The sequence below is a fragment of the Stutzerimonas stutzeri genome (assembly GCF_024448935.1).
In the GTDB taxonomy this organism is placed as follows: Bacteria; Pseudomonadota; Gammaproteobacteria; order Pseudomonadales; family Pseudomonadaceae; genus Stutzerimonas; species Stutzerimonas stutzeri_AO.
Genome location: NZ_JAMOIE010000198.1, coordinates 1 through 2,212 on the forward strand (window position 1 = coordinate 1; position 2,212 = coordinate 2,212).

Annotated in this window: 1 protein-coding gene; it reads left to right on the forward strand. The window is 55.0% G+C overall.

Going from position 1 to position 2,212, the window contains the following annotated elements; genetic code table 11:
- The first annotated feature begins 614 nt into the window (after positions 1 to 614).
- On the forward strand, positions 615 to 2,099 hold the full coding sequence (gene ltrA / locus NA637_RS24755; RefSeq protein WP_169917227.1) for a group II intron reverse transcriptase/maturase: 1,485 nt from the start codon (positions 615 to 617) through the stop codon (positions 2,097 to 2,099).
- Positions 2,100 to 2,212 lie beyond the last annotated feature (113 nt).

Genomic DNA, 2,212 nt, shown 5'->3' on the forward strand with positions numbered 1-2,212 from the left:
GGAACAGTGCGACCTGAGGTCGTCTGAATTTCTGTTTTACTGGAGAGTTTTCTCCCGATGAAACCGGTTGTTCCATCAACCGTTTCCTACCTGGACATGCGGGGCCGGTAACAGCCCGGTGTGAAGCTCTGGGGACAATGTACCCGCCGATTTTCGGTACGCCTACCCGCGAGGGGAAGCGGAATCTACCAGCACAAAGGTGGCGAGGGGCTAGGAACGAGCGGCTACGACCAACATATGTGAACCTCTGTTAAACGTCGTCATGCTCAACAAGCCAAATGTGCTGACAGGCTTGAACCAAAACGGTACGCGGCCAGGTATGAACCCCTTGATTCCTGGGTCATCATGGACAGTAGGCCGCCGGCGAACAGGAGGGGTCCGCCCCGCTCAGAAATTCAGGCGGAACAGGGTAAGCCCGTAGTGCCGCCGGAAACGGCAGGCGAACCGTAAGGAACGCTGTGGGTGCTGCGGGTAGAGGAATGCGGAAAAAGCGAAGGCCGGCCTGTAATGGGCGGGATACGGGCTGAAACATTGCTCGACGCGAAAGTGGGCAGACTTCCGTATGGTCATTCATGGCGAGAGAACTTGATTAATCGTTACTCGAAGGAAAGCAGATGACGGCTATTGGTAGCGCTGCGAAAACAGATGCGATCGGTACTGGTGCACCTTCGCACGCTGAAAGGATGTGGCTTCAGGCTAACTGGGGCCTCATCAAAGAAGAAGTGAAACGACTCCAGGCGCGTATCGCTAAGGCAACAATGGAAGGCAGATGGGGCAAGGTGAAAGCCCTGCAACACCTGCTGACCCGCTCGCACAGCGGCAAGATGTTAGCTGTCAAACGAGTGACAGAAAATCGTGGCAAGAGAACGCCGGGCGTCGATGGCAAAATCTGGTCGACCCCGGCGGCCAAGTGGAGCGGGATGGAGTCAATGCGACATCGCAGCTACCGTGCGTTGCCGCTTCGACGTATTTACATCCCCAAGAGCAATGGCCAGAAGCGTCCGCTCGGAATTCCCCGCATGCTCTGCAGATCGATGCAGGCACTGTGGAAGCTGGCTCTGGAACCTGTTTCAGAAAGCTTGGCGGATCCAAACTCTTATGGGTTTCGGCCCAACCGCTCGACCGCTGACGCCATCGAATATTGTTTCATCACGCTGGCCAAACGTACGTCGCCAGTGTGGGTACTTGAGGGTGATATCCGTGGCTGTTTCGATAACTTTAGCCACGAATGGATGCTCAAGAACATACCGATGGATAAGACGATCCTGCGGCGATGGCTTCAGGCTGGGTTTATCGATGAAGGAACTCTGTTTGCGACGCAGGCCGGTACCCCGCAGGGGGGAATCATTTCGCCGGTGATCGCAAATATGGCGTTAGACGGACTGGAAGCGGCAGTGCATGCAAGCGTGGGACCGACGAAACGCGCGCGCGAAAAGTCCAAGATAAACGTCGTCAGATATGCTGATGATTTTGTTGTGACTGGAATCTCGAAAGAAATTCTAGAGCACAGCGTTCTCCCGGCGGTCAGGCGGTTCATGGCCATCCGGGGACTGGAACTCTCGGAAGAGAAAACCAAGATCACTCACATTGCTGAGGGTTTTGATTTCCTTGGGCAGAACGTACGCAAGTACCAAGGTAAGCTGCTCATCAAACCGGCCAACAAGAGCGTGAAGGCGCTGCTGGCCAAGGTTAGGGAAGTCGTAAAGAACAACAAGAGTGCCACACAGGCGAATCTGATCCTACAGCTCAACCCGATCATTCGCGGTTGGGCGATGTATCACCGCCATGTGGTATCCAAGTCTCTATTCTCATCGATAGATGCTCAAATTTGGCGTCTCTTATGGACATGGGCCATGCGTCGGCATCCCAATAAAGGCTCGGGCTGGGTAAGACGGAAGTATTTCCACACCGAGGGGTACCAAAACTGGGTATTTGCAGCGCAAACCAAAGTCGGGGGCATTGTCCAACGATGGTGGCTTTTTCGCGCTTCGACGATTCCAATCGTTCGGCACGTCAAAATACGTGGTTTGGCTAACCCCTTTGATTCTGCGTGGTCGTCTTACTTTGCCCGACGTCGAGCCGCGATGGACGTTGATTAATTGCCCGGTACCAGACGATGGTGCCGTTGAACGGCTTGAGCCGGATGAGGGGCGACTCTCATGTCCGGTTCTTAGGGGACGGCGGCGCAGTAATGCGCTGCTGTTACCCGACG